Raw genomic sequence first — 24,604 nt, 5'->3', positions numbered from 1 at the left:
CGGCCGGCGCCGTCAGGCGACGCGGACGGCCTCGGCGACGATCACGAGGCTCTCGCCCGCGAGCGGGTTGCCGCCCTGGGCGGAGTAGCCGAGGTCAGGCGGCAGCACGATGAGGCGCGTGCCGCCCTGCCGGATACCCTCCAGGCCCTGCGCCCAGCCCTCGATGTCCCGCGGCTCGCCGAGGGTGACCCGCTCCGGCTGGTCGCCGAACGTGTTCTCCGCGACCGCACCGTCCGACCAGCCGACGACCTGGTAATTCACCTCGACGGTCGAGCCGGCCGCGGCCGCCGCGCCGCTGCCCTGCTCGAGTTCCTTCGTCACGATGTCGCCGGGTGCCGCGCAATCGCGCGGGATCGTGACCCGCGGCTGCGAGCCAGAGGTGTCGACCGTGATGTCGTCCGCCGTGCACTCGGCCGCCTGCTCGGCATGGTTGCCGCCCTGCCCGGCCGCGTGCTCGGCGGACGGCGGGGCGCTCTCCGAGATCGACACCGGCGCGGGCGTGTGGGTGGGCTGCTCGCTCGGCGACAGGTCGGTCGGCTCCTCACGGGACGGCGAGCACGCCGCGAGCGCCGTGGCGACGGCCGCCACGATCATGATCTTGCCAGCATTGCGCATGCGCACACCCTAGCTGGGCGCTCACCGGGCGCTTTGCGCGCCTGACAGCGCCTCGATCGGCGCTCCCGTGTGGACGATGCCGAGCCGCTGCGTCGCCCGGGTCAGCGCGACGTAGAGGTCGTTGAGCCCGCGCGGCGACTCGGCGACGATCTCGTCCGGCGCCACGACCACCACCGAGTCGAACTCGAGCCCCTTGGCCCGCTCCACCGTCAGCACGGACACCCGCGGGTTGTCGTCCTCGGCGGTCGTGCCGCCCGCTCCGGCCAGCTCCCCCGCCACCGCGGCCTCCAGCCCGCCGGGAACCACGACCGCGACCGTGCCACCGTCCACCTCGGCGAGCTCGGCGTCCACAATGGAGGAGATCTCGGTCACGACGGCGGACCGATCCAGCGAGCGCTGCCACGGCGGGACACCCGTGTCCCGCACCGACGTGGGCGCCCGCAGGCCGGGGTCGATCTCGGCGAGCACACCCGCGGCGAGATCCATGACCTCGGCCGGCGTGCGGTAGTTCACGGTGAGCTCGCGCAGCCGCCAGCGATCGCCGACGTAGGGCGAGAGCACGTCCGCCCACGCCGACGTCCCGGCCCGTGAGCCGGTCTGCGAGACGTCGCCCACGATCGTCATGGACCGGCTCGGGCAGCGTCGCATCAACGTCCGCCAGTCCATCGCCGAGAGCTCCTGCGCCTCGTCGACGATCACGTGACCGAACGTCCACGTCCGGTCCTGCGCGGCCCGCTGGGCGGCGGTCAGGGCGCTGCGGGCCTCCTGCCGTTCGGCCAGCAATTCGGCGTCGAGCACGTCGCGGACTCGGATCATCTCCTCGTCGATGATCTCGTCGTCCTGTTCGAGGACGTGCAGCACGCCCTCGGCGTAGGCGCGTTCCTCCCGCTCCCGGCGTGCCCTGCGCTCACGGGCCTCGGTGTCGTCCTCGCCGAGCAGTTCGGCCAGCTCGTCGAGCAACGGGACGTCGGCGGGTGTCCACAGTGAACCGGGCGGGCGCAGCAACGCGTCCCGGTCGGCGTCGGTGAGGTGACCGAGGGTCGCCGACTCCAGGCGTTCCGCGTCGGTGAGCAGGTCGCTGAGCAGCTCCTGCGGCGTCAGCTTGGGCCACAACGCGTGCAGCGCGGCGCGGACGGCGTCGTCCTCGGCGAGTTCCTGCCGGATCGCGGCATGGTCGCGGGCGTCCAGCAGGTCGCCCTCGTCGGTCTCGTCCTCGGCCAGCGGGATATCGGGGACGTCGTCGAGCACATCCGACTCGAGCCGGTCGGCCGACTGCGCGGCCAGGGCGTCGAGCAACGTGTCCACGAACACACGGCGGGCCACGTTGTGCGGCCGCAGGGTCCGGCGGGCCTTCTCGCGAGCCCGCTCGCACGTCCGCCGGTCGAGGGTCAGGACTTCGCCCTCGACGTCGATCTCCAGCACGTCGTCCGGCACGGTCTGCCGGTCGCGTACGGCCTGCGTGAGCACGTCGACCATCGTCAGCCTGCCCTTGATCTCGGCGGCCTCCGGCGACTCGGCGCCGGTCGCCTCGAGGCCGGGGTACAGCTCGCCGATGGTGGTGAGGAGCACACCGGTCTCCCCCAGCGAGGGCAGCACCTGGCCGATGTAGCGCAGGAAGGTGCTGTTGGGCCCGACGACGAGCACGCCGCGGGTCGTGAGCTGCCGCCGGTACGTGTAGAGCAGGTATGCGGCCCGATGCAGCGCCACGGCGGTCTTGCCGGTGCCGGGCCCTCCCTGCACGACGAGCACGCCGTTCATGTCGGCCCGGATGATGCGGTCCTGCTCGGCCTGGATCGTGGCGACGATGTCGGACATCTCGCCGGTCCGCCTGCGCTCGAGCGCGGAGAGCAACGCCGCCTCGCCCGCCAGGCCGAGGTGGTCGCTCTCCCCGGCGGAACCGATGTCGAGGATCTCGTCGTCGACGCCGACGACGCGCCGCGTGAGGGTGCGGAGATGCCGTCGCCTGCGCACGCCGTCCGGGGACGCCGCGGTCGCCAGATAGAACGGGCGGGCCACGGGAGCACGCCAGTCCACCAGCAACGGCCGGTAGTCGTCGCTCTCGTCGAACAACCCGAGCCTGCCGATGTAGATCGGCGAGTCGCCGTCGTGGCCCTCGGTGAAGTCGAGCCTGCCGAAGCACAGGCCCTGTTCCACGGAGTTGAGCTGGGCGAGCCGGTCGCTGTAGGTCGCCGTCGCGGCTTCCCGCTCAGCCTGCGCCTGCGGCGGTCCCCCGCCGTTGCGCAGTGTCTCGTCGAGCCGGCGGGCGACCAGTTCCCGCTCGGCGTCGAGCTTGGCGTAGAGCTGCGAGACGTACCGCTGCTCGGCGGCGATCACCGCGCTCTTGTCGGTCTTGTCGGTGCTGTCGGCTTCCCGGTCGTACGGGGACACGGACAAGGGCAGCGCCTTTCGGATCAGGGAAATCGGTGGCCGAGTATCAACGCACACCCGCCGCCGGGAATTCCCGCCGGGGCCGCCGGGTCGTCAGAAGGGCAGGCCGACGACGGGCAGGCCGATCGCGGCGTCCACGGCCAGCGCGCAGAACACGATCATCAGATACGTGTTGGAGCGGTGGAACAACGCCATGGGCCTGGTCTCCCGGCCGCGCCGCACCGACGCGTGCAGCCGGTGCGCGTAGAAGAGGAACCAGGCGCCCGCCAGCGCGGCGAACGAGGCGTAGATCCAGCTGGTGGCCGGAACGAGCAGCAGCGTCCACCCGACCATCACCCACGAGTAGATGACGATCTGGCGGGCCACGTGCAGCGGGCTGGCCACCACGGGCAGCATGGGCACGCCCGCGCGCTCGTAGTCGTCGCGGTACTTCATGCCGAGCGCCCACGTGTGCGGCGGCGTCCAGAAGAAGATGACCCCGAACATCACGAACGCGGGCCACTCCACCGTTCCCGTGACGGCCGCCCAGCCGATCACCACCGGCATGCACCCCGCGGCGCCGCCCCACACCACGTTCTGCGGCGTGCGGCGCTTCAGGCCGAGCGTGTAGACGAAGATGTAGAACAGGATCGTCGCGATCGCCAGCAGCGCGGACAGCAGGTTCACCGCGAGGTTGAGCACGGCGAACGATGCCGCGCCCAGCGCGAGCCCGAAGATCAGCGCGTTGCGCCGGGGAACCGAGTCGCGCACGAGCGGACGCCGCTTCGTCCGGTTCATCACCTTGTCGATGTCGGCGTCGATCACGCAGTTCAGCGCGTTGGCGCTGCCGGCCGCCATCGTGCCGCCGACGAGCGTGGCGATGAGCAGCCATGGCGACGGGATCTCCCGCCCGGCGAGGAACATCGCGGGGATGGTCGTGACGAGCAACAGCTCGATGACCCTCGGCTTGGCGAGCGCGGCGTACGCGCCCACGACCTCGCGGATACCTCGCCGGCCACCGGCTGGGGACTCGCCAGTGGGATGCACGGCGCTGGTGTTCTCACTGCGGTCGTGCGCAGCGTGCACCAACGACATTTCGCTCCCTGCGTCAAGATTCGGGCTCGGCACCCGCCCCGCGCGACGCCGGGCAGGCACCTTGACAAAGGGTAGTAGAAGCTCCCACGGGCTTCCGGGCGGTACCCCGGCCGAGCCTCCCACATCACATGCCCGGTCGTGCCAGGTGTGTCCGCCGCGGCCGGAAGAGGCAAGGACTAGGCTTGCGGCCGTCGGTCGCACCATCCGTGGTTACCTGCGAGTTCCTCGGGGTAACCGGGTCAGGATCGATTAAGGTCAGTGGCGGTCGGACCGCCGGGTACCCACGAGAAACAAGCTGCAGACGACTCAGGAGCCGAGTTCAGTGTCGGAAATCGCCTCGACCGCGGAGAACAACCCCCTACTGCGCCGGAACTACCCGGCCGACTGGACCGATCTCGACACCCGGGCCGTGGACACGATCCGTGTGCTGGCCGCCGACGCGGTCGAGAACTGCGGCAGCGGCCACCCCGGCACCGCGATGAGCCTGGCGCCCGTCGCGTACTCGCTGTTCCAGCGGATCATGCGGCACGACCCGGCCGACCCGGAGTGGCCCGCCCGGGACCGCTTCATCCTCTCCGCGGGTCACAGCAGTCTGACGCTCTACATCCAGCTGTTCCTCGCCGGCTACGGGCTGGAGATGGAGGATCTCAAGCAGCTGCGCAAGTGGAACTCCAAGACCCCGGGACACCCGGAGTACCGGCACACTCCGGGCGTCGAGACCACCACCGGACCGCTCGGCCAGGGTCTGGCCAACGCGGTCGGCATGGCGATGGCGGCGCGCCGTGAGCGCGGCCTGCTCGACCCGGATGCGCCGCAGGGCGAGAGCCCGTTCGACCACCACATCTACGTCATCGCCTCCGACGGTGACATCGAGGAGGGCGTGACCTCCGAGGCGTCGTCCATCGCGGGCCGCCAGGAGCTGGGCAACCTCGTCGTCATCTACGACGACAACAAGATCTCCATCGAGGACGACACCACCATCGCGCTGTCCGAGGACACCGCCAAGCGGTACGAGGCCTACGGCTGGCACGTCCAGGTGGTCGACGGCGGCGAGGACGTCGTGGCCTTCGAGCAGGCGATCGAGGCGGCGAAGAAGGAGACCACGCGCCCGTCGTTCATCCTGCTGCGCACGATCATCGGCTACCCGGCACCCAACAAGATGAACACCGGCAAGGCGCACGGCGCCGCGCTGGGCGCCGACGAGGTGGCCGCCGTCAAGGAGATCCTCGGCTTCGACCCGCAGCGCAGCTTCGTGATCGAGGACGAGGTGCTGGCGCACACGCGCAAGGCCGTCGACCGCGGCAAGACCGCCCACGCGCAGTGGCAGGAACGCTTCGACGCCTGGGCGAAGCAGAACCCGGAGCGCAAGGAGCTGGCCGACCGGCTGCGCACCCGCACCCTGCCCGCGGGCTGGGCCGAGAAGCTGCCGACCTGGGAGCCGGACGCCAAGGGCATCGCCACGCGCAAGGCCTCCGGTGAGGTGCTCAACGCCATCGGCGACGCGCTGCCCGAGCTCTGGGGCGGGTCGGCCGACCTGGCCGAGAGCAACAACACGATCATCAAGAACGCCGACTCGTTCGGCCCGTCGAGCGCGTCCACCGAGATGTTCTCGACCAACCCGTACGGCCGGAACCTGCACTTCGGTGTCCGTGAGCACGCGATGGGCTCGATCCTCAACGGCATCGCGCTGCACGGTGGCACCCGCCCGTACGGCGCGACGTTCCTGATCTTCAGCGACTACATGCGGCCCGCCGTGCGGCTCGCGGCGCTGATGAAGGCGCCGGTCGTCTACGTGTGGACGCACGACTCCATCGGCCTCGGCGAGGACGGTCCCACGCACCAGCCGATCGAGCAGCTCGCGTCGCTGCGCGCGATCCCGGGCCTGAACGTGGTGCGACCCGCCGACGCCAACGAGACGGCGGCGGCGTGGAAGGCCGCGCTCGAGGACGTCCACCACCCGACCGGCCTCGCGCTGACCCGGCAGAACGTCCCGGTGCTCGAGGGCACCAGCCCGGAGGGCGTCGCCAAGGGCGGTTACGTGCTCGCCGAGGCCTCCAACGGCAACCCGGAGGTCGTGCTGATCGCCACCGGGTCGGAGGTGCAGATCGCCGTCGAGGCGAGGAAGACACTGGAGGCCGAGGGCGTTCCCACCAGTGTGGTGTCCATGCCGTGTGTCGAGTGGTTCGACCAGCAGGACCAGGACTACCGCGACGCCGTGATCCCGCCGACCGTGAAGGCCCGCGTCGCCGTCGAGGCCGGCATCGCGCAGCCGTGGTACCGCTTCGTCGGCGACGGTGGCGAGATCGTCTCGATCGAGCACTTCGGCGCCTCGGCGGACTACCAGACTCTGTTCCGTGAGTTCGGCTTCACCGCGGAGGCCGTGGTCGCCGCGGCCCGCCGCTCGCTGGAGAAGAACTCCTGACCTGCGAAGGGGATTACGTCATGAGCAACAACGACCGGCTGGCCCAGCTGTCCGAGGCCGGCGTGTCGATCTGGCTCGACGACCTGTCGAGGGAGCGGCTCACCTCCGGCAACCTCGCGGAGCTCATCCGCGACCAGCACGTCGTGGGGGTGACCACGAACCCGACGATCTTCGCCAACGCGCTCTCCAACGGTAAGGCCTACGACGAGCAGGTGCGTGACCTCGCCGCGCGCGGCGCCGACGTGCACGCGGCGGTGCGGGAGCTGACCACCACCGATGTGCGCAACGCCGCGGATGTGTTCCGGGACGTCTACCAGGCCACCAACGGTGTGGACGGCCGGGTGTCGATCGAGGTCGACCCAGGCCTGGCCAAGGACACCGAGAAGACCGTCGCCGAGGCGGCGGATCTGTGGAAGACGGTGGACCGCCCGAACATCTTGGTGAAGATCCCGGCGACCGAGGAAGGCCTGCCCGCGATCACGCGCACGCTCGCGGAGGGCATCAGTGTCAACGTCACGCTGATCTTCTCCGTCGAGCGCTACCGCGCGGTGATGGACGCCTTCTTCGCCGGCCTCGAGCAGGCCAAGGCCAACGGGCACGACCTGGCCGCCATCCAGTCGGTGGCCTCGTTCTTCGTGTCCCGCGTGGACGCCGAGGTGGACAAGCGGCTCGAGGCGATCGGCACCGACGAGGCGCTGGCCCTGCGCGGCCAGGCCGCGATCGCCAACGCCCGCCTGGCCTACGCGGCCTACGAGGAACTGTTCGCGTCCGACCGGTGGCAGGCCCTGCGCGCGGAGGGCGCCAACCCGCAGCGTCCACTGTGGGCGTCCACCGGCGTGAAGAACCCGGAGTACTCCGACACGCGCTACGTCGACCAGCTCGTGGTGGCGGGCACCGTGAACACGATGCCGGAGAAGACCCTCGAGGCCGCCGCCGACCACGCCGAGATCACCGGCGACACGGTCACCGGCACCGCCGCGGCCGCGCAGGAGGTCTTCGACCAGCTCAGCGCGGTGGGCATCGACGTCACGGACGTGTTCCTGACACTGGAGAACGAGGGCGTCGAGAAGTTCGACAAGTCCTGGGCCGAGCTGCTCGACACCGTCACCGGCCAGCTCGAGAAGGCGAAGGGCTGAGGCCGGATGGCCGGAGAGCAGACGGGGGTCGGTATCGCCGACCCCGCCCTCGAGGCCGCGGCGGCACCGCTGCTCGACAAGCTCGTGGCCGACGGCGTCGCGGGGAAGCTGGCCGCCCAGGACCCGACGCTGTGGGGCTCCGATGCCGAGGCCGAGGCGTCGATCCGGCTGTCGTGGACGACGCTGCACAAGTCGTCGCGACCGTTGATCGGCGAGATCGAGGCCCTGCGCACCCAGCTGCGCTCGGAGGGCATCGACCGCGTCGTGCTCGCCGGGATGGGCGGGTCGTCGCTGGCTCCCGAGGTGATCGCGGCGACCGAGGGCGTCGCCCTGACGGTGCTGGACACCACCGACCCCGGCCAGGTCGCCGACGCGCTCGCCGGTGACCTGCAGCGCACGGTGGTGGTCGTCTCCTCGAAGTCCGGCACCACCGTCGAGACCGACAGCCACCGGCGGATCTTCGCGGCGGCGTTCCGGGAGGCGGGCATCGACCCGGCCCGGCGCCTGGTCGTGGTGACCGATCCCGGCTCGCCGCTGGCCGAGCTGGGCGAGGCCGAGGGCTACCGCAAGGTGTTCCTCGCCGACCCGCACGTCGGCGGCCGCTACTCGGCGCTGACCGCGTTCGGTCTCGTCCCCGCCGGCCTCGCCGGCGCGGACGTGGCCCGGTTGCTCGACCAGGCCGCCCTCGTGGCCGACGCGATCGCCGCCGACTCGGCCGACAACCCGGCACTGCGGCTCGCCGCCGCGCTCGGCGCCGCCCACGCCGACGGTGCGGAGAAGGTCGTGCTGGCCGACACCGGTTCCGGCATCGCCGGGCTCGGCGATTGGGCCGAGCAGCTCATCGCCGAATCCACCGGCAAGCAGGGCACCGGGCTGCTGCCGGTCGTGGTGGAGAACAAGGACGCTCCCGGCTTCGCCGACGCCGGATCCGACGCCACCCCGGTCGCGATCGGCCCCGCCACGGGGGCGGCGAAGATCGCCGTGGCGGGCCCCCTGGGGGCGCAGTTCCTGCTCTGGGAGACGGCCGTGGCCGTCGCGGGCAGGCTGCTCGGGATCAATCCGTTCGACCAGCCGGACGTGGAAGCCGCCAAGAAGGCCGCCCGCTCGCTGCTCGACAACCCGGATGCCCTGCGCGGCACGGCCGAGCCGTCCGCCGTGATCGGCGCCGTCGAGGTCTACGCCTCGGCAGGCACGACCGGCGAGGGAACCCTGGCCGACGTCCTGCGCGAATTCCTCGCCACCGCACCCGAGGGCGGCTATCTGGCGGTGCAGGCCTACCTCGACCGGCTCGACGACGCGTCGGCGTCGTTGCTCCGGTCCGAGCTGGCACCGCGCGCCGGCGTGCAGACGACCTTCGGCTGGGGCCCGCGCTTCCTCCACTCCACCGGCCAGTACCACAAGGGTGGTCACCCGAACGGGATCTTCCTTCAGCTGACCGGCGCGGCCGACGATGATCTCGACGTTCCCGACCGCCCGTACTCGCTGGGCACGTTGCAGCTGGCGCAAGCGCTGGGCGACGGACAGGTGCTCGCCGAGCACGGCAGACCGGTGCTGCGGCTGCACCTCACCGACCGGGCGGCGGGCCTGGCAGAGCTGATGCGTGCCGTACAGGAGCTCGCTCGATGAAACGTGGCTGGACGAACCCGCTGCGCGACCCCCGGGACAAGCGGCTGCCCAGGATCGCCGGGCCGTCGAGCATGGTGATCTTCGGCGTGACCGGGGACCTCTCGCGCAAGAAACTCATGCCGGCGATCTACGACCTCGCGCACCGCGGCCTGTTGCCGCCCGGCTTCTCGCTGGTGGGCTTCGCCCGCCGCGAGTGGGAGCACCAGGACTTCGGCGAGCTCGTCCACGACGCCGTCGCCGAGCACGCGCGCACGCCCTTCCGCGAGTCGGTGTGGAACCGGCTCGCGGAAGGTATCCGCTTCGTGCAGGGCACGTTCGACGACGACGACGCGTTCGACCGGCTCGCCCAGACCGTCCACGAGCTGGACGCCGAACGCGGAACGGGCGGCAACACGGCGTTCTACCTGTCCATCCCGCCGTGGGCGTTTCCTGTCGTCACCAAGCAGCTGGCCCGCTGCGGGCTCGCGGAGTCCAGTGAGGACGTCTGGCGCCGCGTCGTGATCGAGAAGCCGTTCGGCCACGACCTGGAGAGCGCCAAGCAGCTCAACGCCGTCGTCAACGACGTCTTCCCCGAGGAGTCGGTGTTCCGCATCGACCACTACCTCGGCAAGGAGACCGTCCAGAACATCCTGGCGCTGAGGTTCGCGAACCAGCTGTTCGAGCCGATCTGGAACGCCCACTACGTGGACCACGTGCAGATCACGATGGCCGAGGACATCGGGTTGGGCGGCCGGGCCGGCTACTACGAGGGCATCGGCGCGGCCCGCGACGTGATCCAGAACCACCTGCTGCAGCTGCTCGCGCTGACGGCGATGGAGGAACCGGTGTCCTTCGAGCCGGGCGCGCTGCGGGCGGAGAAGGTGAAGGTGCTCGGCGCCACCAAGCCGGTCGGCCCGTTCGACCAGACCACGGCCCGCGGCCAGTACACGGGTGGCTGGCAGGGCGGCAAGAAGGTGCCCGGTCTGCTGCAGGAGGCCGGTTTCTCGAAGGACTCGACCACCGAGACCTACGCCGCGGTGACCCTCGAGGTGCAGAACCGGCGCTGGGCCGGCGTGCCGTTCTATGTGCGGACCGGCAAGCGGCTCGGGCGGCGGGTCACCGAGGTCGCGGTGGTGTTCAAGCGTGCGCCGCACCTGCCGTTCGACAGCACGGCCACCGAGGAGCTGGGCGAGAACGCGCTGGTGATCCGCGTGCAACCGGACGAGGGCGTGACGATGCGCTTCGGGTCGAAGGTTCCCGGCACCACGATGGAGGTCCGGGACGTCACGATGGACTTCGGCTACGGCCACGCCTTCACCGAGACGTCCCCGGAGGCCTACGAGCGGCTGATCCTCGACGTGCTGCTCGGCGAGCCGTCGCTGTTCCCGGTGAACGAAGAGGTCGAGCTGTCGTGGAAGATCCTCGACCCGATCCTCGAGCACTGGGCCAAGGGAGGCGCCCCGGAGCCCTACGCGCCCGGTTCGTGGGGGCCGCCGTCGGCAGACCGCATCCTGGAGAGCAGCGGACGGCACTGGAGGCGCCCGTGATCATCGACCTGCCGTCCACGACGACGTCGCAGCTGAACAAGAAGATGGTCGAGCTGCGGGAACGCGGCGGTGCCGTGGCGCTGGGCCGGGTCCTGACGCTCGTGATCGTCGCGGAGGACGACGACCAGCTCGAGGACGCCATCGACGCCGCCAACGAGGCGAGCCGGGAACATCCGTCGCGCGTGATCGTGGTCGCGAAAGGGGCCCGCACGGCGGCACCCCGCATCGACGGCCAGATCCGGGTCGGCGGTGACGCGGGCGCGAGCGAGGTCGTGGTACTGCGGCTCTACGGCCCGCTGGCGAACCAGGGGCAGAGTGCCGTGGTGCCGCTGCTGCTGCCGGACGCGCCGATCGTCACGTGGTGGCCCGGGCAGGGACCGAAGGCACCGGCGAAGGACCCGCTCGGGCAGCTCGCCCAGCGCCGGATCACCGACTCCGCTGCCGAGAAGAACCCGATCCGTGCACTGCTGACGCGCTCGAAGTCCTATGCGGACGGTGACACCGACCTCGCCTGGACCCGGTTGACGAACTGGCGCGCCCAGCTCGTCGCCGCACTGGACCTGCCGCCGTACGAGCCGGTGACCGGCGCGTCGGTGGTCGGCGAGGCGGACTCTCCGTCGTCGGAACTGCTCGCCGGCTGGCTCGCCGAGTACCTCGACGTCCCGGTAAAGCGGCAGAAGACGACGAGCGCGCAGGGCATCATGTCGGTCACGCTGGACCGGCCGTCCGGGCCGATCAAGATCCACCGGCCCGACGGGCGGACCGGCACGCTGACCCAGCCCGGCCAGCCCACCCGCCGGGTCGGGCTGCACCGGCGGGACAACCGGGACTGCCTCATCGAGGAACTGCGCAGGCTCGACCCGGACGAGATCTACGAGGCGGCGCTGCGCGGGCTGAGCAAGCTCTCCAATGCCCGCAGGCGCACGACGGCCACCACACCGAAGACCCCGGCGAAGGGGAAGGCATGAACGCGGCGTCCGACGTGGTGGTCCACGCCACTCCCGACGTGCTGGCCGCCGCCTGTGCGGCCCGGTTGGTCACGACGCTCGTGGACGTGCAGGCGGCCAAGGGGTCGGCGTCGGTGGTGCTCACGGGCGGCGGCATCGGTATCGCGATCCTCGAGCAGCTGCGGGAGGCTCCGGCGCGGGACGCCGTGGACTGGTCACGGCTCGACGTGTACTGGGGCGACGAGCGGTTCGTGCCCGCCGGGGACGCCGAACGCAACGAGAAGCAGGCGCGCGACGCGCTGCTCGACCACGTCCCGGTGGATCCCGCCCGGGTGCACCCGATGGCGGCCTCCGACGGCGAGTTCGGCGACGACCCGGACGCCGCGGCCGCGGCTTACGCGGAGGTGCTCGCGGCCGCCGCGGGCCCGGAGGACCACGGTGGGGTGCCGACGTTCGACGTCCTGCTGCTCGGCCTGGGCGGCGAGGGACACACGGCGTCGATCTTCCCGGAGTCGCCCGCGGCGTACGAGCAGGAGCGTTCCGTGGTGGCCGTGCGCAACTGCCCGAAGCCCCCGCCGACCCGGATCTCGCTGACGTTCCCGGCGATCCGGAGCGCGGCCGAGGTCTGGATCACCAGCACCGGTGAGGCGAAGGCGGACGCCGTGGCGCTGGCGCTGGCTGGCGCGGGCGAGGTGCAGCTGCCGGTGGCCGGGGCCCGCGGCAAGCGGCGGACGTTGTGGCTGCTCGACGCCGCGGCGGCGAGCAAGACCGGCCTGACTCCGCGCGGATGACGCCGACGGCGTACGCAGAGTGACCGTGGCAGGTTCCGGCCACGACGGAGCGATTCCACGCAGCTCGTACTCGGCACCGGCGTGTGCGCTCCGTTAGCATCCGCACACTTTTTCGTGAAAGTGCGTACTCGTCGGCCTCCGATGACCTCTCATGGTCGAGTCCACACGACGAGAGGTCCACGCCATGGCCACAGAGGGAATGACCATCCCCGATGTTTCGGTCCGCGGCCCGAGCGCGCGGAGCGCCGACCACGCACGGCCTCGATCCTCGACCGCCGGTCCGATGACCGCGGTGTGGAGACGATCGGCGGTCCGCAAGGCGGCCGTGGACGCGTCGGTGTTCCTCATCGCCGTGCTGGACGTGTGGCTCGTGTTCCCCGAGGAGGCTCCGCCGTACTCGGTGTACCTGTCGGCGGTGAGCTGTGCCGCGCTGCTCGTGCGGCGCTGGTTGCCGTTCACGGTTCTGTTGCTCACGGTGCCGGGTTTCCTGGCGGGCTGGGCACAGGTGGCGGCGATGCTGGCGCTCGGGTTCCTCGCGACCCGCAAGCAGATGCACTGGCAGGTCTGGGTGGGGGCCGGGCTGGTGTGGCTGTGCCGGTTCATGCTCTGGCCGCTGCCGGACTTCCTCGCCCTGACGTGGCGGGAGCACATGCTGGACGTCATCTACGGCGTCATCGTGGCCGGGATGCCGCTGGCGATCGGCCTGCTGATCGGCGCGAGGACTGAGCTCGCGGCGCGCCTGGCGGAGCTGGCCGAGTCCCGCGACCGCGAACGCAAACTGTACGCCGAGATGGTCCGTGCCGACGAACGCGCGCGTCTGGCCAGGGAGATGCACGACGTGGTGTCGCACGACATCACGCTGATCGCCATGCAGGCCGGTGCGCTGTCCGCGGCCGCCACCACCGACGACGCGGCGCGGACCGCCCGGACCATCCGGCAGCTGAGCACCAACACCCTGGAGGAGCTGCGCGCCCTGGTCGGGGTCCTGCGGTCGGGGTCGGTCGAGGACGACGGGCCGCAACCGAAACTCTGCGACATCGACGACCTCGTGCGCACCACCGAGGTCCCGGTCCGGCTCTCGGTGGCTCGCGTGCCCAGCGAGCTCCCGCCGGAGGTGTCGGCGGCGGCGTACCGGACCGTGCAGGAAGCGCTGACCAATGTGCACAAGCACGCCGCGGGTGCGACGGCGTACGTGACGGTGGCCGCGGAGGACGATCGGTTGCTCGTCGAGGTCCGCAACGACCGGCCGTCGCGGCCGGGCAGCCGGTTGCCCTCCGGCGGGTTCGGGCTCACCGGGTTGAAGGAGCGGGCGCGGCTCCTCGGGGGCACTCTCGAGGCACAGCCGACCGAGGACGGCGGTTTCGTGGTGGTGGCGAGCTATCCGCTGGCGCGCTGAGCCCGGTGGCGCGGGCGGCTGGCCTCAGCCTGAGCCTGCTGAGATTGCTCCAGCATCCGCTCGCTCTGTCGTTGCAGATCCGCGAGCCATTGCGGTTGTTCGGCCATGTGCACCCTCCCGGCAGCGGTCAGTCGCCACTGTGACTCACCGGCCGGGGTTCCGGTTCCTGTCTCGGCACCGGACGTCGAGGGAGTGCGCGGCCTCGTAGCCAGAGCAGCAACAGCCGGGCTCCGGCGACGAGCAACGCGATCGGCAGCGCGAGCTGGAGCAGCCAGACCGACCCGTCCTGCGCTCCGGACGACAGGGCAGAGATGGAGACGATGACGCCGGTCAGTGCCGCGAGCGTCCCGCCGACGACGCGGCCGAGCCTGCCGAGCAGCGGCGGCCGGTACGGCGTAGACCGGTATCCGCGGGCCTGCCGGTAGCGCACCAGGCCCAGCCCGATCGCCAGGACGAGGACACCGAGCAGCACCAGCAGCACGGGTGGTCAGGTCAGCGGACCCCAGCCCGGGAGTCCCGGCTGGGGAGGCGACACCGGCCAACCGGCTCCACCGGCGATCAGCAGCCAGTACCCGCCCGCGACGACCAGCGCCGGACGTGCTTTGAACCGGGCCCGCGCGCGGCGTTCCGCGCGTTCGGCCGGAGTGCCGAGCCGGTACCAGTGCGGGAAGAACAACCAGACCACGCCGAAGGCGACGAACAGCACCGCGGCCAGCGGCCCGTACCGGTTCGGCGTGTCCAGCGCCGGATACGCCTGGCCGCGGCCCCACTTGTCGCCGCCCGCGCGCTCGACCACGCCGACCGTGCTACCCATGTCGTCGCCGCCGAGTTCGGTCGTGGTCAGCGACGCCTCGCCGGACTCTCCGTCCGACCAGCGCAGGGAGAGGTCACAGTCGTGATACCAGCTCACGCCGAGCGGGGAGAGCGGCCCGCCCGGGTCGCAGGAACGCACGACCGCCGTCCCGATGCGCCCGGTCAGGTCGCCGCCGAGAAGCCCGGCACTGCGCCCGCCGCCACGGCGAAGTCGAGTGCGAGGAAGAACACGGCCGCGCGGACCACGAATTGGATCACCAGCTGGGGCACGAAGAGGCGCCGCTCCCCGGCGCTCAGCTCGCTCCACCGGCGCAGGCGTCGCCCGCGCGGCCGTGTCTCCTCCGGTGCGCTGGATGTGCCGGCCACGCGCCGTCAGATCTGCTGGCGCCGCTTCCGCAGTTTCTCCAGTGCCTCGGCGAGGATGGCCTCCCCGTCGGCGTCGCTGCGGCGTTCCTTCACGTAGGCAAGGTGCGTCTTGTACGGCTCGGTGCGCGGAGCCGCGGGCGGGTTCTGCTGATCCTGCCCGGCGGGCAGGCCGCAACGCGGGCAGTCCCACTCCTCCGGTACCTCGGCGTCCACCGAGAACGACGGCCGGGATTCGTGCCCGTTGGCACACCAGTAGGACACCACGCGACGCGGCGCCTTCTCACCACGCTCCGACTCTCCCGACGGACCTGCTCCGATCCTCGTGCCCCGAATCGCGTTACCGCCAACCATGAATCCTCACACCCACCAGAAAGTTGGCGTACCCCCAGGCACGCCGTGCCGATCAGATCTTGAGGAGCAGACCGAGCCCGATGATCGAAATGACCCAGACGGCACCGAGGCCGAGCGTGATGCGGTCGAGGTTCTTCTCCGCCACGCTCGACCCGGCCAGGCTCGACTGCATCCCGCCACCGAACAAGGACGACAGCCCTCCCCCGCGGCCACGGTGCAGCAGAACCGCGATGATCAGCAGCACGCTGGTCACGACCAACAAGATTTGCAGGAACAGCTTCATGTCATCCTCTGTGTACTGCGGGTGGCGGGTACCCAGAGACTAGCGGGTACCCGCCGCGATCACGGCAGTGGGCCTCCGGCGGCCAGCGCGCACAGCTTCGTGAACTCCTCGCCGTCGAGGCTGGCCCCGCCGACGAGCGCGCCGTCCACGTTGTCGCACTTGACGAGGTCGGCGATGTTGCCCGACTTCACCGAGCCACCGTAGAGGACACGAACCCCCTCGGCGACGTCGGCACCGTACTTGTCGGACAGCGCCGCCCGCAGCGCCGCGCACACCTCCTCGGCGTCGGCCGGGGTGGCGACCCGGCCGGTGCCGATCGCCCACACCGGCTCGTAGGCGATCACCGCGCCGCTCACCTGCTCGGCCTTGAGGCCCTTGAGCCCGGCGATCAGCTGACCGGTGGTGTGCTCGATGTGCCTGCCCGCCTCGCGGACGTCGAGCTGCTCGCCGACGCACAGGATCGGGGTGAGCCCGTGCTTGAGGGCCGCGCGGACCTTCTTGTTCACGACCTCGTCGGTCTCGGCGTGGTACTCGCGCCGCTCGGAGTGACCCACGATGACGTAGGTGCAGCCGAGCTTGGCGAGCATCGGGCCGGACACGTCGCCGGTGTAGGCGCCGGAGTCGTGCGGCGACAGGTCCTGCGCACCGTAGGTGAGCAGGAGCTTGTCGCCGTCGACCAGCGTCTGCACGCTGCGGATGTCGGTGAACGGCGGGATCACCGTGACATCCACCTTGGCGTAGTACTTCTCCGGGAGGGAGAACGCGATCTTCTGCACCAGGGCGATGGCCTCGAGGTGATTGAGGTTCATCTTCCAGTTGCCGGCGATCAGGGGCTTGCGGGCCACCATCACTTCCCCTCGCTCAAGACCGCCACGCCGGGCAGTTCCTTGCCTTCCAGGTACTCCAGCGATGCGCCACCACCGGTGGAGATGTGCGAGAACCCGTCCTCGGGCAGGCCGAGCAGGCGCACGGCGGCGGCCGAGTCGCCGCCGCCGACCACGCTGAACGCGTCCCCGTCGGCGATGGCCTGCGCGACACCCCGGGTGCCCTCGGCGAACGGTGCCATCTCGAACACGCCCATCGGGCCGTTCCAGAACACCGTGCGGGCGGTGCCGATCGTCTCGGCGAACCGCCGGACCGACTCCGGACCGATGTCGAGGCCCATCCAGCCGTCCTCGATGGAGGTCGCGGGCACGGTGCGGGTGGCGGCGTCGGCGGCGAACGTGTCCGCGGCGACGACGTCCACGGGCAGGACCAGCTTGTCGCCGGCGTCGGCAAGCAGCCGCTTGCACGTGTCGACCATGTCGTTCTCCAGCAGCGAACTGCCCACGCCGTGCCCCTGCGCCGCGAGGAACGTGAAGCACATGCCACCGCCGACCAGCAGCCGGTCGACCTTCGGCAGCAGCGCCTCGATGACGGCGAGCTTGTCGGAGACCTTGGAGCCGCCGAGCACGACGGCGTAGGGGCGCTGCGGGTCGCCGGTGAGCCGGGTGAGCACCTCGAGCTCGGCGAGCACCAGACCGCCCGCGTAGGCGGGCAGCTCGCGGGCCACGTCGTAGACGGAGGCCTGCTTGCGGTGCACCACGCCGAAGCCGTCCGACACGAACGCCGCACCCTCACCCACAAGGGCCGCGAACTCACGGGCCAGTGAGGACCGCTCACCGGCGTCCTTGCTGGTCTCGCGAGGGTCGAAGCGCACGTTCTCCAGCAGTGCCACCTGACCGTCGGTGAGCGAGCCGGTCACCGTCCTCGCCTGCTCGCCGACGACATCGCCGGCGAGCCGGACATCGGCGCCGAGCAGCTCGCCGAGCCGGTTCGACACCGGGCGCAGCGAGTACTTCTCGTCGGGGGCGCCCTTCGGGCGGCCGAGGTGCGCCGTCACGACCACCTTCGCGCCGGCCTCGGCCAGCCGCGTGATGGTGGGCAGCGCCGCGCGCACCCGGCCGTCGTCGGTGATCGTCGCCCCGTCGAGCGGCACGTTGAGGTCCGAGCGGACCAGCACGTAGCGACCCGCGACGCCGTCGGCGAGCAGATCGTCGAGTGTCTTGACCGCCATGGATCAGGACAGCTTGGAGCCGACGAGCTTGACCAGGTCCGCGAGGCGGTTCGAGTAGCCCCACTCGTTGTCGTACCAGCCGACGACCTTGACCTGGTTGCCGATGACCTTGGTCAGCGGCGCGTCGTAGATGCACGACGCCGGGTCGGTCACGATGTCCGAGGACACGATCGGCTCCTCGCTGTAGCGCAGGATGCCCTTCAGCGGGCCTTCCGCGGCGGCCTTGTAGGCGGCGTTGATGTCTTCGAGCGAGGCGCTCTTCGAGAGCGTGACGGTGAGGTCGGTGGTCGAGCCGGTCGGCACCGGGACACGCAGGGCGTAGCCGTCGAGCTTGCCGTTGAGCTCCGGCAGCACGAGGCCGATGGCCTTCGCCGCGCCGGTGGAGGTCGGCACGATGTTCAGCGCGGCGGCGCGGGCGCGGCGCAGGTCCTTGTGCGGCCCGTCCTGCAGGTTCTGGTCCTGCGTGTAGGCGTGGATGGTGGTCATCAGGCCCTGCTCGATGCCGAAGCTCTCGTGCAGCACCTTGGCGAGCGGGCCGAGGCAGTTGGTGGTGCAGGAGGCGTTCGAGATGATCGTCTGCGAGCCGTCGTAGGCCTTGTCGTTGACGCCCAGCACGACGGTGAGGTCCTCGCCCTTGGCGGGCGCGGAGATGATGACCTTCTTGGCGCCGCCCGCGATGTGGGCCTTGGCGGCGTCGGCGTTGGTGAAGAAGCCGGTCGACTCCACGACGACGTCCACGCCCAGGTCGCCCCACGGCAGGTTGGCGGGATCACGCTCGGCGAGCGCCTTGATGGTCTTGCCGCCGACGACGATGCCCTCGTCGCTGACGGTGACCTCCTCCGGGTAGCGGCCGAGGACGCTGTCGTACTTGAGCAGGTGGGCCATCGTGGCGACGTCACCGAGGTCGTTGAACGCGACCACCTCGATGTCGTGGCCGCTGGCCTGCACGGCACGGAAGAAGTTGCGGCCGATCCGGCCGAAGCCGTTGACGCCTACGCGAACCGTCACTGCTCTTCTCTCCTCAAGGATTACGACCCGGCGGGAACCGGGACTTCACGTCATTGGGGGTCAGGGCCACCCTAGCGCGGGGGCCGGGACCTCCCCGTATACCCCGCGCGAGACGTCGCCCACCTTGAACCATTGAGCGAATCGATTAAGAAACCAGCTCGCGTTCCAGCGGTGTCCGGAAGCGCGGAACGACTGTGACGCCCTTCATCCACTCCTTCAGGCGCGCCGCCTCCGCGTGCACCGCGGTGGCCGATTCGGTGCCCACGTCCTCCAGCAACCGCACCGCCACCTCGCCGTCCGCGCGGTGCGCCCAGCCGCCGACGATGCGGCCGTCGCACCACACCGTCGGACCGATGTTGCCGGAGCGGTCGAACAACGCCGCCCGGTGCGCGCCGACGAACCAGGTGCGCTCGGCCCAGCCCATCGCGGTCGGGTCGAGCGCGGGCAGCAGCGCCACCCACGGGCCCGGATCGGGCTCGGGCTCGGTGTCGTCCGGCAACAGCACGCCGGGGATCCCGTCGAGGTCCACCTCGGCGGGCTCGAGAGCGGCCAGCGCGCGTTTTGTCTGGGCGGCGGTCCAGCCGGTCCACCAGCGCAGGTCGCTCATCTGCGCGGGCCCGTACGCCCGCAGCCACCGGCGGGCCAGCTCGACGCGCGCGGTGTCGGCGTCGAGCTCGGGCAACCCGCCCGGCAGCCAGTCCTCGGTGGTCCACCACTCGTACTGCGTCGACAGCCACGAGCCGCGCGGGCGGCCGCGCATGATGCGGCCGGAGACGGCCAGCAGGAACAGGACGCGGTTGGTGATGTAGCCGCGCGACTCGTACGGCTTGCCCTCCGCCATGACGATCTCCGTGCGCAGCCTCGGCTCGTCGTCGGCGAGGTCCTGGGCACGGGCCGACCCCCTGGCCTTGAGCGCCCGGACGGTGCCGTCCTCGACGTCCCGCAGCCACTGCTCCAGATCCGGGATGCCGGTCTGGCCGAGGTGCTGGACGAGCAGCGCCCGCTGCTTGCGTTCGATGTCGATCGCACAGCCTGCCTGGACGAGTGGCGCGACGTCGCGAGGGACGACGAACATCGTCCGCCGCATGCCCAGCATCCGCACGAGGGTGCGCTCGTCGTACAGGGCCCGCTCGACGACGGCGACGTCCGGTTCGCGGAGACGGGCGGCCGCCGCGAGATGGACGGTCGCGGGATCGGTGGCGTGCAGGGCCACGAGACTCTCGGCCACCTCCACCGGCGACGCGGCACGATCAACCGGTGCGAGGCGGTGTCTCCGGGCGAGCCGGGCGCGGCGCTCGGCCACGGCGATACGTCTGGTCACCGTCCTGTCCTACCACCGGCCACCGACAACCGGCGGCGATCAGCTCGCGGTGGGCCTCGTGTACAGGCGGGTGGCCGAGAGCCGCGCGACGCCGTCGGACTCGGCGAGCTCGTCGAGTTCGGCGCGGATGGTGGACTCGACCGACAGGTACTTGCGGCCCGCGCGCAGGTCCGCGTCGTTGCGCAGCCGCACGATGAGCGGGAACCCGGACAGCGCTCCGGCGTCGAACAACCCGGTCGTGTAGATCAGCTGCACGCCGAGCGCCTTCGCCACCGCGCGCTGCAGCTCCAGCAGGTAGCCGGCCGAGGCGCGCCCGATGGGGTTGTCCAGGAACAGCACGCCCGAATGCGGGTTGCGCATGCGGCCGCGGTTGTTGGCCCGCAGGGCCGCGAGGGTGCAGTACAGCAGGATCGCCGCGGTGAGCTGCTGGCCGCCCGAGAACACGTCGCGGATCTCCGAGACGCGCTGCCGTTCGGTGCGCAGGACCGAGTCGGGCTTGAGCATGTCGACGCGGAATCCCTTGGGCACCGCCGCGCGCACCCCGCGCAACAGCAGTGACAGGCCGTCCCGCCGGACCTCCCGGCCGTCGGCGGTGCGGCCGGCCGCGGCCTCGTCGACCACCTCGCCGAGCCGCTCGGCCAGCTCCGTGTCCGTGAGCTCGCTGAAGCGGATGCGCAGGAACTCCTGGCCGGACCAGTCGCCGAGCCCGTCCGGCAGCCGAGACACCCGCTGGGCCGACCGCAGGGTCCGCACCGCGCCCTCGACCATGCTCTGCAGGCGGGTGACGATGCCGGTCCGGTGCCGGTCGATCTGCGCGAGGTCGTCGGTGAGGGTGCGCAGGCGTGGGCGCAGGGCCCTGGCCCACTCCTCGGCGTGCTCGGGCAGGCTGTCGCGGCGCACCGAGATGACCTGCTGGCGCACCGGTGTGCCGAGCTGTTCGAACCGCTTCTCGGTGGCGTACTGGGCGAGCGCGTCGGCGGCCGCCCGGACCCGCGTGTCCGCCTCGTCGACGGCCTGCTGGGCGGTGACGAGCCGTGCGGTCAGCTCGCTGTGGCGCGCCTGGGCGTCCTCCACGGCACCGTCGTAGACCCGCTCGGGTTCGCCCGCGGGCACGTAGGCCGCCAGCGACTCGGCGAGCACGCGGAATCCGGACGCGCTCTCCTTCGCCGTGTCGAGCGTGTTCTGCGCGGCGGCATGCCGTTCGCGGGCCTCGTCCCAGGCGCGGGCGGCAGCGGCCACATCCTCGGCGGCGGCGTCGATCAGGTCACGGCCGTGCTCGACGTCGCGCGGCCGCTCGACGGTGTCGAGGGGTCCCGTGGGCCTGGGCAGCCGGTCCAGCTCGGCGGTGCGGGTGGCGAGCCTGCTGATGATCTCGGAGCGTTCGTCCTCGAGCGTGGCGACAACCCGGGCCGCCCGGGCCTGCGCGGCGGCCCGCGCCGAGGAGTCCGACCCGTCCGGCGTCTCCAGCAGCTCGCTCGCCCGGGCACGGACGGTGTCGTCAAGGCTCTCCAGCGCCGCCCGCGCGGCGGCCTCGCCGGCCTCGGCCTGTTCCAGTTCCGCGCGCAGGTCGCTGCCGACCTCGACCTTGGCGTAGGCCTCCGCGGCCGAGGCGAACGCCCGGCGCAGGGCGTCCACCGGCTCGGCCGGCACCGGGTCCGATTCGGACACCGAGCCGCCGCCCGGCACCTCCGCGAGCTCGGCACGGGCCGCGCCGGCGGTGCGCCGGTGTCCGTCCGCCGTGCGCTGGTACTCGGCGGCCTGTTCCCGCCACCGGGCCGCCCGGGCCGCCGCGTCCTCGCCGCGTTCCTCGGCGTGCCCGGCCGCCTCCCGTGCCCGCTCCGCGTCCGTCGTCCACTGTGGAATGCGGGCCGCCCGGGCGGCCAGTTCGTCCAGCCTGCGCGCGGTGTCCTCGGCGTTCCGGGCCGCAGCGCGCAGCGCCGGGATCCGCTCGCGCACGGAGTCGCGGGTGGCCGTGAGGCGTCGTGCGGCCTCCCCGGCCTCGCGCGCGGCGCGCTCCGCCGCCTCGCGCGCCGACGCGGCCTGCTGCGCCTGTTCGGCGAGGACGGCGATGCTGCCGGGCGGGTAGTCCTCCCGCCAGGTGGTGAGCTTCCACGACAGCGCGGCGTCGGCGCCGAGGGATTCCTCCAGCGCGGCCAGCCGGCGGTGCCGGTCGGCCTGCCTGCGCGTGATGGCCTCACGTTCGGCGTCGGCGGCCTCCTCGTCGTACATCGCCGGGTTGGGCGGGACGAGGAAGGCCACACCCGGTGCGGGCTCGAGGTCCGGATCGGCCAGTGCGGCCGTCGTGCCCACCGCGACGGCGGCACCGGGCAGGAGGCGCTGCTCGGTGAGCACGGCCCGCGCCCGGTCGAGCTGGCCGGGGTCGTTGAGGAGCACGCCGGCGACGAGCTGCGGTGCGCGCCGCACCGCCTCGGCGCGCCGCTCGCTGTCCAGTGTGGACAGGTACCGCCACCCGGACCACGCCGTGATACCCGCGGCCTCCAACGCGTCCAGCGCGGCCTGCACCTCCTGGGGCGGCGGCAGGAGTCCGCCCGAGCCGAGCGCGCCGAGCGCGCGTTCGTCGAGCGACTCCTCGATGCGCAGCGCCGTCTGTTCGCGTTCCGCCGCCGCGCGGGCCTCGGCGAGCCGGTCGAGCAGCACGGGGAGGTCGGTCTCCGGAGCCACATCCGCGGTGCCGAGCAGCTCGGCCAGCCGAGGCTCGGCGGCGAGGGCGTCGGTGCGGCGGTGCGCGTTGGCGAGCTCGTCGGCGGCCCGCTCGGCGCGGTCCCGTGCGCTGTCCGCCTCGCGATCGGCCTGCCCGGCGGCGGCCTGCGCCGCCCCGAGTTCCTCGGAGATGCGTTCGAGCTCGGCCTCCCGGCGGGCGAGTTCGGCCGCTGCCGACTCGCCCTCGGCCCTCGCGCGCCGCGCGGCCTCGGCGACGTCGGCGACGTCGGCGCCGTGCCCGAGCAGCCCGTCGCGCACGGCCTGCGCGATCTCGGCCCGCACCTCGTCGATGCGGCCCGTGAGCCCGTCCGCCTCGGCCCGGCGGCTCGCGGCCGCCCGCGTGGCCTCGTCCCGCTCCCGCTGCGCCTGGTCCCGGGTGTTCCCGGCGACCCGCTCGGCCTCGTCGGCCTGCTCCTGCGCCTGCCGGGCCAGGCCGAGCAGGCCACGGGCGAGCGCGTTCGCGGCGGCGTTCTTGGCTTCCAGCGCGGGCCTGGCCTTCTGTTCCCGCGTTCCCACCAGCTCCCGGATGTCCCGGGCCCGGCGGGCGGCGTTGAGGTGGGCGAGCACCGTTCCGGTCTCTCGCCACGCCTCGGCGAGCGTCTTGGCCTCGGCCAGCTCGGCGTCGACCCGGTCCTTGTCGGCCTGGGCCTGGTCGCGCAGCATGCCGGCGACCAGCCGCCGGATCTCCGTCAGCACGGCTTGCCGCCTGCGGTGATCGCCCTCGGCGAGCCGCTCGGCGTCGGCGGCCTCGTCCACGTGCGCCGCGAGCCCGGCGAGCCGTTCGGTCTCGATCGCCTCCCGCGCGGCGACCTCGGCCGCGAGCGCCTCGAGGTCCGCCCGGGCGGCCGCGGCGAGCTTGCGCGACGCCGCGGCGAGCTTCTCCTCCTCGATCAGCGGCGCGAGCAGGTCGAGCGCGCCGGCGACGAAGTCCCGTTCGGTCATCAGCTCGCCGCGCTGGGCGAGGTTGTGCGCATAGGTGGCGACCACCTCGGCGAGGTCCTTCGGTTCGTCCTCGGACACGACGGCCCGCAGCAGGAACTCGACGAACGCCTCGTCGGTGCCGAACGCGAAGGCGTCCGCGGCCTCGCCCTCGCCCGCGTTCATCGCGCGCTGGTAACGGAACAGCTCGGGGTCCAGACCCAGCTGGTCCAGACGTTCGGTCCACTCGTGGTGCCGCCGGGTCCAGAACAGCCGCAGTTCCGGCGCGTCGGCGTGCAGGGCGGACAACCGCTCGTGGAAGCCGGACATCGTGAGCAACCGGCCGTCGGAGGTCAGCGGCAGCGACTCGAGCCCCACCGACGTGCCCGGCCGGAAGCAGTACCAGGAGTCCACCAGGTTTGCGGGATCGGACGAAGCCACGTGCCCCCGCCACTCGGACACCTTGCCCGTGATGAGCCGCTCCCCCGTCTCGACGTGCTGCCACTCGAGCACGACGTGCGCGACGTCCTTGGCGCCGACGAACTTCTCCAGCACCCGCGTGTTGGTGGTTCCGACCACCTGCCGCCTGCCGGGCAGCATCACCGAGAAGATCAGCTTGATGAGCACCGACTTGCCGCCGCCGTTCTCCAGGAACAGCACGCTCGCGGGCGAGGGACGGCGCGGCAGCCCGCCGTCGGCGGTGTGGACGCCGGCGCCGAACAGCGCGTCCTGCTTCGGCGCCGTCACCACCTCGCCCACGCCGGAGAAGTCCAGCAGCACGTCCTGGTACCGGGCGCCCGCCGGCCCCACGGAGTGCAGGCGCACCCGCGACAGCTCGTACATCCA

20 protein-coding genes are annotated in these 24,604 nt (G+C 71.9%); 7 read left to right on the top strand and 13 right to left on the bottom strand.

Annotated elements, in window-relative coordinates; all coding sequences use genetic code 11:
- Positions 1–12: 12 nt before the first annotated feature.
- The 3 genes from ACFSZT_RS17425 to ACFSZT_RS17415 all read right to left on the bottom strand — a co-directional run bounded on the left by ACFSZT_RS17425 (position 13) and on the right by ACFSZT_RS17415 (position 4,077).
- Positions 13–615 carry an FKBP-type peptidyl-prolyl cis-trans isomerase gene (locus tag ACFSZT_RS17425; RefSeq protein WP_377478303.1) on the bottom strand — a complete coding sequence of 201 codons (603 nt, stop codon included), beginning with the start codon at positions 613–615 and terminating at the stop codon, positions 13–15.
- Between the two features lie 21 nt (positions 616–636).
- Complete coding sequence (locus ACFSZT_RS17420) at positions 637–3,009, bottom strand: HelD family protein (protein WP_377478301.1); 2,373 nt, start codon at positions 3,007–3,009, stop codon at positions 637–639.
- A gap of 87 nt (positions 3,010–3,096) precedes the next feature.
- Entirely contained in the window at positions 3,097–4,077 is a 981-nt protein-coding gene (locus ACFSZT_RS17415) for a heme o synthase (protein WP_377388726.1), read from the bottom strand.
- Between the two features lie 322 nt (positions 4,078–4,399).
- Here ACFSZT_RS17415 and tkt point away from each other — a divergent pair, with 322 nt between their 5' ends.
- The 7 genes from tkt (at position 4,400) to ACFSZT_RS17380 (ending at position 13,921) form a co-directional block, all read left to right on the top strand.
- Positions 4,400–6,499 carry a transketolase gene (tkt, locus tag ACFSZT_RS17410; protein WP_377388728.1) on the top strand — a complete coding sequence of 700 codons (2,100 nt, stop codon included), beginning with the start codon at positions 4,400–4,402 and terminating at the stop codon, positions 6,497–6,499.
- A gap of 20 nt (positions 6,500–6,519) precedes the next feature.
- A complete protein-coding gene (gene tal / locus ACFSZT_RS17405; protein ID WP_377388730.1) occupies positions 6,520–7,635 on the top strand; it encodes a transaldolase in 1,116 nt (371 codons plus the stop codon).
- A gap of 6 nt (positions 7,636–7,641) precedes the next feature.
- The gene (locus ACFSZT_RS17400; protein WP_377388732.1) at positions 7,642–9,261 is read left to right on the top strand and encodes a glucose-6-phosphate isomerase; all 1,620 of its coding nucleotides are present in this window, start codon (positions 7,642–7,644) and stop codon (positions 9,259–9,261) included.
- Positions 9,258–10,787 carry a glucose-6-phosphate dehydrogenase gene (zwf, locus tag ACFSZT_RS17395; protein ID WP_377388734.1) on the top strand — a complete coding sequence of 510 codons (1,530 nt, stop codon included), beginning with the start codon at positions 9,258–9,260 and terminating at the stop codon, positions 10,785–10,787. The genes ACFSZT_RS17400 and zwf overlap by 4 nt, the downstream gene beginning before the upstream one ends.
- Positions 10,784–11,755: a glucose-6-phosphate dehydrogenase assembly protein OpcA gene (opcA, locus tag ACFSZT_RS17390; RefSeq protein WP_377388736.1), complete on the top strand. Its 972-nt coding sequence runs from the start codon at positions 10,784–10,786 to the stop codon at positions 11,753–11,755. Before zwf ends, opcA begins: the two co-directional genes overlap by 4 nt.
- Entirely contained in the window at positions 11,752–12,525 is a 774-nt protein-coding gene (gene pgl / locus ACFSZT_RS17385) for a 6-phosphogluconolactonase (RefSeq protein ID WP_377388738.1), read from the top strand. Before opcA ends, pgl begins: the two co-directional genes overlap by 4 nt.
- A 184-nt stretch (positions 12,526–12,709) precedes the next feature.
- Positions 12,710–13,921, top strand: coding sequence for a sensor histidine kinase (locus ACFSZT_RS17380; protein WP_377388740.1), 1,212 nt, complete (start codon positions 12,710–12,712; stop codon positions 13,919–13,921).
- A gap of 127 nt (positions 13,922–14,048) precedes the next feature.
- On the opposite strand, the gene ACFSZT_RS17375 is transcribed toward ACFSZT_RS17380, so the two are convergent.
- The 10 genes from ACFSZT_RS17375 to ACFSZT_RS17330 form a co-directional block, all read right to left on the bottom strand.
- Positions 14,049–14,402: a hypothetical protein gene (locus ACFSZT_RS17375; RefSeq protein WP_377388742.1), complete on the bottom strand. Its 354-nt coding sequence runs from the start codon at positions 14,400–14,402 to the stop codon at positions 14,049–14,051.
- A gap of 6 nt (positions 14,403–14,408) precedes the next feature.
- The gene (locus tag ACFSZT_RS17370; protein ID WP_377478401.1) at positions 14,409–14,888 is read right to left on the bottom strand and encodes a DUF6346 domain-containing protein; all 480 of its coding nucleotides are present in this window, start codon (positions 14,886–14,888) and stop codon (positions 14,409–14,411) included.
- Positions 14,889–14,896: 8 nt separating this feature from the next.
- Positions 14,897–15,100, bottom strand: coding sequence for a hypothetical protein (locus ACFSZT_RS17365; protein ID WP_377389061.1), 204 nt, complete (start codon positions 15,098–15,100; stop codon positions 14,897–14,899).
- 6 nt (positions 15,101–15,106) lie between these two features.
- A complete protein-coding gene (locus ACFSZT_RS17360; protein ID WP_377388744.1) occupies positions 15,107–15,451 on the bottom strand; it encodes an RNA polymerase-binding protein RbpA in 345 nt (114 codons plus the stop codon).
- Between the two features lie 52 nt (positions 15,452–15,503).
- Complete coding sequence (secG, locus tag ACFSZT_RS17355; protein WP_377388745.1) at positions 15,504–15,734, bottom strand: preprotein translocase subunit SecG; 231 nt, start codon at positions 15,732–15,734, stop codon at positions 15,504–15,506.
- Positions 15,735–15,793: 59 nt separating this feature from the next.
- Positions 15,794–16,579 (bottom strand): triose-phosphate isomerase, encoded by a 786-nt coding sequence (tpiA, locus tag ACFSZT_RS17350; RefSeq protein WP_377389039.1) that lies wholly within the window; start codon positions 16,577–16,579, stop codon positions 15,794–15,796.
- Positions 16,580–16,581: 2 nt separating this feature from the next.
- On the bottom strand, positions 16,582–17,790 hold the full coding sequence (locus ACFSZT_RS17345; RefSeq protein ID WP_377388747.1) for a phosphoglycerate kinase: 1,209 nt from the start codon (positions 17,788–17,790) through the stop codon (positions 16,582–16,584).
- 3 nt (positions 17,791–17,793) lie between these two features.
- A complete protein-coding gene (gap, locus tag ACFSZT_RS17340) occupies positions 17,794–18,798 on the bottom strand; it encodes a type I glyceraldehyde-3-phosphate dehydrogenase (RefSeq protein ID WP_377388749.1) in 1,005 nt (334 codons plus the stop codon).
- Positions 18,799–18,943: 145 nt separating this feature from the next.
- A complete protein-coding gene (locus ACFSZT_RS17335) occupies positions 18,944–20,119 on the bottom strand; it encodes a winged helix DNA-binding domain-containing protein (RefSeq protein ID WP_377388751.1) in 1,176 nt (391 codons plus the stop codon).
- Positions 20,120–20,158: 39 nt separating this feature from the next.
- Positions 20,159–24,601, bottom strand: a complete 4,443-nt coding sequence (locus ACFSZT_RS17330; protein WP_377388753.1) for a hypothetical protein — start codon at positions 24,599–24,601, stop codon at positions 20,159–20,161.
- Positions 24,602–24,604: the final 3 nt, after the last annotated feature.

Origin of the sequence: Prauserella oleivorans (genome assembly GCF_042685745.1) — a bacterium.
Classification (GTDB): domain Bacteria; phylum Actinomycetota; class Actinomycetes; order Mycobacteriales; family Pseudonocardiaceae; genus Prauserella_A; species Prauserella_A oleivorans.
The sequence above is the reverse complement of the archived record's forward strand: the minus strand, read 5'-3'. Positions and strand labels throughout refer to the sequence as shown.